At 63.9% G+C, this 6490-nt stretch carries 3 protein-coding genes; 2 read left to right on the top strand and 1 reads right to left on the bottom strand.

From position 1 onward, the window contains the following. The first annotated feature begins 138 nt into the window (after nt 1-138). Nucleotides 139-282, top strand: a complete 144-nt coding sequence (locus tag AC6UAL_RS07630) for a hypothetical protein (RefSeq protein WP_500682782.1) — start codon at nt 139-141, stop codon at nt 280-282. A gap of 270 nt (nt 283-552) precedes the next feature. On the opposite strand, the gene AC6UAL_RS07625 is transcribed toward AC6UAL_RS07630, so the two are convergent. Further along, a complete protein-coding gene (locus AC6UAL_RS07625) occupies nt 553-5127 on the bottom strand; it encodes a DUF4011 domain-containing protein (protein WP_500682781.1) in 4575 nt (1524 codons plus the stop codon). A gap of 235 nt (nt 5128-5362) precedes the next feature. On the opposite strand from AC6UAL_RS07625, the gene AC6UAL_RS07620 reads away from it, so the two are divergent. After that, nucleotides 5363-6322, top strand: coding sequence for a DUF805 domain-containing protein (locus AC6UAL_RS07620; RefSeq protein WP_500682780.1), 960 nt, complete (start codon nt 5363-5365; stop codon nt 6320-6322). Nucleotides 6323-6490 lie beyond the last annotated feature (168 nt).

Genomic DNA, 6490 nt, shown 5'->3' with positions numbered 1-6490 from the left:
TGCGGATTTTTGTCCAGTCAACTGCGCATGTCCTTTTCTCGCTCGATTTATGGTGCGGATTTTTGTCCGTGTGCGGCCGTCGGGGGCGTACGGATTTATCCTTGACAGGCGGAGACGCGAGCCTGTAGAATGGGGGATATGATGCGCTTTCTTCCGCTCGCGCTTGCCGTCGTCTCCGTTCTCGTGATGCCGGCCTGCAACCAGACACTCGACTTTATAACAGGCCAAAGCAACGCCGCTCGACCGCCCGAATACCCCACGCTGCCGCCCCTTCCCGAGTAATCTCAGGCGCGACCGACGGCCGTGCGGCTCGGCGCGGCCGCATCAAGCTCCGGCAAACCGGGCTTCGTTGCCGCATCCGTGCGGCCCCAACCACCCTCGGCTCCTTCCGTCTGCCCCTGCACGGCCGCGTGAGCCCGCCGCCCGTCGGCCTATGAAGAGCAAGTGCCTGCCCTCACCCTCGGGCACACCGCCGCGGAGCATGCGGCAGCGCGTTATCTCCGGCGCTCGGCAGAATCGGCGTTCGGCAGAATTGGGGCTCGAGCCGCAGCCTCAGCAGCTGACGGCTCGACGCAGAGCCTCCGTGACGGAGGCCGTCATGCGAACCTTGCCGAAGAGGCGTGCCGTCTTCCGCAGATGATCATCGGTGCCGGTGAAGGCCTTGCCGTGTACGCGGGCGATTTCGGCTGCTGCGCGAATTTCCTCGGGCGGAATCTCATCCCAGTCTCGCGGCCCTCGGCTGCGCAGGCGACAGGTCGGCTGGTTCGGCAGGCGGTAGACGATGACGGCGCCGCCTTCGATGCGCTGCTCCTCCTCGCAGAGTTCCCCCTGTTGCCTGAGTGACTCGGCAACTCTCCTCACCTTTTGACAGACGCGGCGCACCAGAGCAGCCGTCGGCTTGGCGCAGAGCGCCGCCGCAAGGCGAGACGGCGTCACCGGGCCTTCTGCCGCGAGGGCTTGCAGCATCAGCTTGGCGAATGCGGCATCAGAGAATTCACCCGGGTTCGCGACGCCGCCCGCAAAGGCCTCATAGTCGTCGAGTCGGGGCATGCCCTGCTCGGCTTCTCCGTCCGCGTCGGCGCGTTCCGCCCGCTCCTCGGAATCATCAGACCTTTCCGCGGCTGCCACAAGATCCGGATACTCGGTCGGAGGTTTGGGGCCGCGAGCTTCGAGGCGCTCGAGCGCCGCATGGAGCCGCTCGGTCTCGCGAGCCGGGTCTCGCCACCAATCCAGCGCCCAGAGGTGAATAAGCTCCCAGCCCAGACCCTCGAGCACGGCGTCGCGCAGTTTATCGCGGTCGCGAGCAGTCTGCTCCTCCGGCTCATTGTCGATTTCTATGGCAGCAAGGTAGGAGTCGGGATGCTGCGGGTCAACGACGGCGACGTCGATGCGACGGTCTGAGATACCCGGACGGCAGCGGCAGGTCCAGCCTCGCGTCTCAAGCGCCGCAGCCACAAGATCCGGCAGCTTGTCGTCCTCTCCGCCTTGATCGGCTACAGGTGCCGCTCCTCGGGCGACGCGCTCGGCGCTCGCCGCCCATTCAAGGAAGGCGCGCAGATCGGCCGCGCCTCGCGCTTGTGTGTGGGCGAGGTCAATCATCTCGGGGCGCAGCGATGAGAACACGTGCATCTGCGCACGCGAACGCGTCACCGCCACGTTGAGTCGACGCTCACCGCCCTTGCGGTTGAGCGGGCCGAAGTTCATCGACACGCTTCCGCTCGGGTCGGGGCCGAAGGTGGTCGAGAAGTAGATCACGCCGCGCTCATCGCCCTGCACGCTTTCGAGATTCTTGACGAAGATTGCCTCGGGCAGATTTTCGTCAAAATAGGGTTCAAGCGAGGGGTCGGCGGCTCGCGCTTCATCGAGCAGGTCGGCAATGAGCTCCTGCTGCTGCGTGTTGAAGGTCACGATGCCGATGCTCGTCATTTCCGTGTAGGTGAACCCCGGGCTCTTGAGCGTCGCGATGACGTGCTCGACCAAGGCGCGAGCTTCGGTCGTGTTCGTGCGGCTCGTCCCCCTCTCGTAGATGCCCGCGACTTCGTGCAGCTGAAGAGCCGCGTCGTCCGTTGAGGCATTCGGGAAGGTTATCAGCGATCCGTCGTAATAGCGTTCGTTCGAGAAGGCGATGAGGGATTCGGAGCGCGAACGGAAGTGCCAGCGCAGGTTCATCGACGGCACGCCGCAGGCAATACATTCGTCCAGAATGCTCTCCAAATCCTGCTCGAGCTCTTCCGGCTCGTCCGTCTCGCCCTCCTGCTTCGAGAAGAAGCTGGTGGGCGGCATCTGGCGGGGGTCGCCGACGATGACGGCGCTGCGTCCGCGGGCAATGGCACCGACGGCATCCCAGACGGGAATCTGCGAGGCCTCGTCAAAAATCACCACGTCGAAGGGCTCGCGCTTGGCATCCAGATACTGCGCGGCTGACAGCGGGCTCATCAGGACGCAGGGCTTGAGCAGGGTAAAGGTGCGCGGCAGAGAGCTGATGAGGCGCCGCAGCGGCAGATGGCCGCGGGATTTGCTCAGCTCGCGCTGCAGGAGGTTGAGCTCATCCTGACAGGAGGCATCGCGGATGGCGGAGGCGCGGCGGAAGAGGCAGTGCCGCACGTAGCCGACGGCGAGGGTCATCAGCGCATCATCCCGGGTGCGGAAAGCCTCGATGCGATGTTCATGCAGCTGCGTCGAGAAGCGCGAAAGGACGGGATTGGCAGCAATGACGGCCTCGGCGCGGCGCCGTGCATAGGTGGCGGACGTGCGCTGCACCAACTGCTCGGGCGGGCAGGCACGCTGCTCCAGCCAGACCACGAGTTCTCCGTAGCCTTGGGAGCGGCTTTCATCTGCGGTATCGCGCCAAATGCTCCAATCGCGCCAGAGGCGGCGGTTCTCCAAGATGGAGCGCACGCCGTCGAGCTGCTTGCCGACGGCGCTGGATAGCCCGCGCTCGATGAGCCAACCGCGCTGCGCGAGGGCAGCGATCTGCTTCTGCCGACTGTCGAGGGCTCGGCTGAGTTCCTCGGTTGCGTGCGGCAGACGGCTCAGCTCCGGCGTCAAAGCCTCAAAGGCGCGGCGGGCCTCCGCCATGGCGATGAGGGCATCGAGATCGCGCCCCAAGTGTTCGGCCCTCGGCGGGCGCTCGGCCAGAGCAGCTAATTGCTTGCGCAGCTTCCTCATCTTGAACCAGCGCAACACGATCCACGACAGCTGCGCCTCGCGCCATCGGTGACGCCACTCGTCCAGCCCGGCCGTCAGCTCCGCATCCTTTTCATAGGGAACGGAAAGTCGACTTGCTGCACGGCGGTAGTCGGACATGAGCTCGACCAACTGTTCGAACGCTACGCCGGGTGTCGCCGCACGCTTGCCTGCAAAATCGGCCAGTTTGATGAGCGCATCGGCCCGTTCCGCCGTCAGCTCCTCCGTCGTCGGCAGATGCATCGACGCTTCCAGACGCGCAGCCGCTTCGACAACCCGCTGCAAAGACTCGGCCAATTCACTGAGGCCGGTGGCCAGTTCATCGAGCTCGTGAGCCTGAGCGCCGGGGCTCAGGCTCAAATGCTCCAGCGCACCGCCCAACTGCTCGCAGACGGGTTTCGCCGCCGCGGCCAGCAGGGCGGCGCGATGCTGCACCTCAGCATCCGCTCCGCGCACATCGAGGGCGGGAGGCCGACACCCTTTCGGCAGAGGCAGCGAAGGCAAAGCTTCGGCCATAAGAGAGCGGACGAGCAGTGTGTAGAGGCTGGTTCCCTCGGGCAGTTTCCGGTGAAGGGCGTCGGCGACGGCATCGAGCTCTTCGCGCCCCTGTTGCAGCCGCGCGGCAGCGTCCGTCCAATCCTCATCCCGGAAATCCGCCACGAGGTCGCGCACCGCGGCAAACTGGCGCAGAGCCTTGGCGCGGTCCGCCTTATTGGAGTGCAGCTCGAGGCAGAAATCGCCGAGCCCGATGCGGCAGAGGCGCTTGTAGACAACGTTGAGTGCAGCGGATTTCTCGGCGACAAAGAGCACGCTCTTGCCTTGAGAACAGCATTGTGCAATCATGTTGGCAATCGTCTGGCTCTTGCCGGTCCCGGGAGGCCCGACGAGGACGAAGCTCTTACCCCGTGCCGCCGCCACGACGGCCGCGAGCTGCGAGGAGTCTGAGGAGAGAGGCGCACAGATTTGCGATGCCGGGATGAGGTGTTCGAGCTCATGCACTCCCGGGAAATTCTCCTGATCCGGGAAGGCGCCGCGGTGGCCGTCGGCAATGTGGCGCACCAGCAGGTTTTTCTCCAGCTCGTCGCGGCGTTCCGTCATGTCCCTCCACATCAGGAACTTGGCAAAGGAGAAGGTGCCGAGGGTGCAGCGTTCTTCCACGGCCCAGCCCTCGCGTTCCCGGATAGCCTCGCGGACGAAACCGAGCACTTTCGGGACGTCGACACCGGCTTCATCTTCCGGCAGGGCGCCTTCCAGAGCCGGGATACTCAGAGAGAACTCCTGCCGGAGCAGCTCGAGCAAGGTCAGGTTGAAGCGGGGTTCGCCATCGGCCTGTGCGATCGAGTAGGTCGTGCCCGTGCGACTCATCGCGACGGGAAAGAGCAGCAGCGGAGCGTAGTGATAACGCTCCGGCTCCTTCTCCCGCTGCCAGCGCAGCAGCCCGACGGTGACAAACAGGGTGTTGCAGCCGAGCTCTTCGAGATTGTTGCGAGCCTCGCGGTAGAGCTGTAAAAGGCGGCGTTCCGCAGCGCCCCGACCGCGATAAACGCAGCACAGGTGCCGACGGGCAAAAGCGCTTTGAGCCATCTCCTCGAGCTTGGACTTCAGCCGGGGGTCGGACAGCGCATCCTGCGGCGCTTCGCCGGGCTCCTCCTCCCCGCTCTTAGTCGGCGCCTCAGCGGCAGCGGTCTTTTTCCCGCCCCGCGCCGACTGCTGCGCCAGCGCCTCCGCATGGAAGGCATCCAAACGGAAGCGTCGGCCGGATGACAGTTGGTCTTCAAAGGCAGCGATATCCGGCAATAATAATTCAAACTGGCGAGAGCGCAGCGGCGCGTTGAGCATCGAGTTGCGCAGCGACAGGTCGAGGAGACGGCGCTGCCATCGGTCGAAGCGGCTCGGTTCGTTGGATGCACATCCGGCAGAGGAATGGGGAGAGGCGTCCATGTCCATACGTTAGCACGCTGGCTCACCGAATACAAGGTGAAAAACAGTCGATGTTTCTCGAGAAAACCTACGGCTTTGCTCGGCGCTATTCGCATGACGTCCGACCCGAACCGGACAAACACGCGCTCGCGACTTGCCAGCGGCAGCTTCGTCTGATACACTGCGAGCAGCACAGGGTGTATCTGAGAGATCCGCGAGGGATGCGCTTTCTGTTATTTAATCTTTTTCACAAGCCATGAGCGACATCGACATGAACTCCGACAACGCCGCTTCCGACGAGACACAGGGCTCTTGCCGCCCCGACGAGCGGCAAGAGCGACTCGCTGCCGCATCCGTGCCGCCCGAAGACCACGCCTCATCGCACGAGATTGGCGCGCGGCTTCCCCATGAGGATGGCGCGAGGCTTCCTTTCGTCGGCGTGCAGGCCGGTGAGAAGAAGAGGAAGCTTCCGAATTTCGTGCAGGTTTTCCGTCAGCTCGTCTTTCACCACTATGCCGACTTCAGGGGTTATGCCACGAGGCGTGAGTTCTGGTTGTTCGTGCTGTTCCATACCCTTGTCAATGCTCTGCTTGTTGCCCTGATGCTGATACCGGGCTTTCTTCTTCCGGGCATCGGGCTGTTGCTTTTCTGGGATCTCCTGATTATCGTTCCCCTGTCCGCCGTGTTCGTGCGCCGTCTGCACGACGTGGGACGCAGCGGTTGGTGGTGGGGGGCGACGCTGATCTGCGGTTTTGCCGCAGGGTGTGTTGCAGGCGGCAGCATCGTCGGGACATACCTGCGAGCCGAGTATGAAGCAGCGGCAGAAATCCAAGGGCTTGAAGAAGATATCGCTCTGCTGGATCTGCTGATTCGGATGCAGGAAAGCCGGCTCAACAGCATCAACGATCTCTGCTTGGCATGGGGATATGATGAGTTAACGTACGACCTCCTCTTCGGTAACGGCGAAGAGGAAACACAGCTGCCCGCGGAGCAAACGGACGAGGGCGTGAACACCTCCCCGCCGTCGACGTGGCAGAGGATGTGCGACGCTGCGTCCGGCTGTCTTGAGTCTCCCGTCGAGCTCGCGCAGGCGGGGCTTGCAGGTTTTCTGTGTGTTGTCTACTACATCCTGACTTGTATCTGCACCTATTTTGCCCTGCTCGCCGGCCGCACGCGCGGCGCGTCGAGTGAGGGCGGCTCTCCCGCCGAGGATTGAGCGGGACGGTTTTGCCCCGCTGAGGGGCAGGGAGTTGTCGATGGAGGACGCCGCAGCCTTCTCGGCCTTTGTCAAATGTTGCGGACGGTTCGCGACGCGTCGCGTTGCCGGATGCCGACTCTCCCCTCGGCGCCGGATATGTTTTGTCACATCGGCTCCGTCTCTTCG

The sequence above is a fragment of the Candidatus Parakkermansia intestinigallinarum genome (assembly GCF_944389695.1).
Lineage (GTDB): Bacteria > Verrucomicrobiota > Verrucomicrobiia > Verrucomicrobiales > Akkermansiaceae > Akkermansia > Akkermansia intestinigallinarum.
This window is presented reverse-complemented; position numbering and strand designations above follow the sequence as displayed.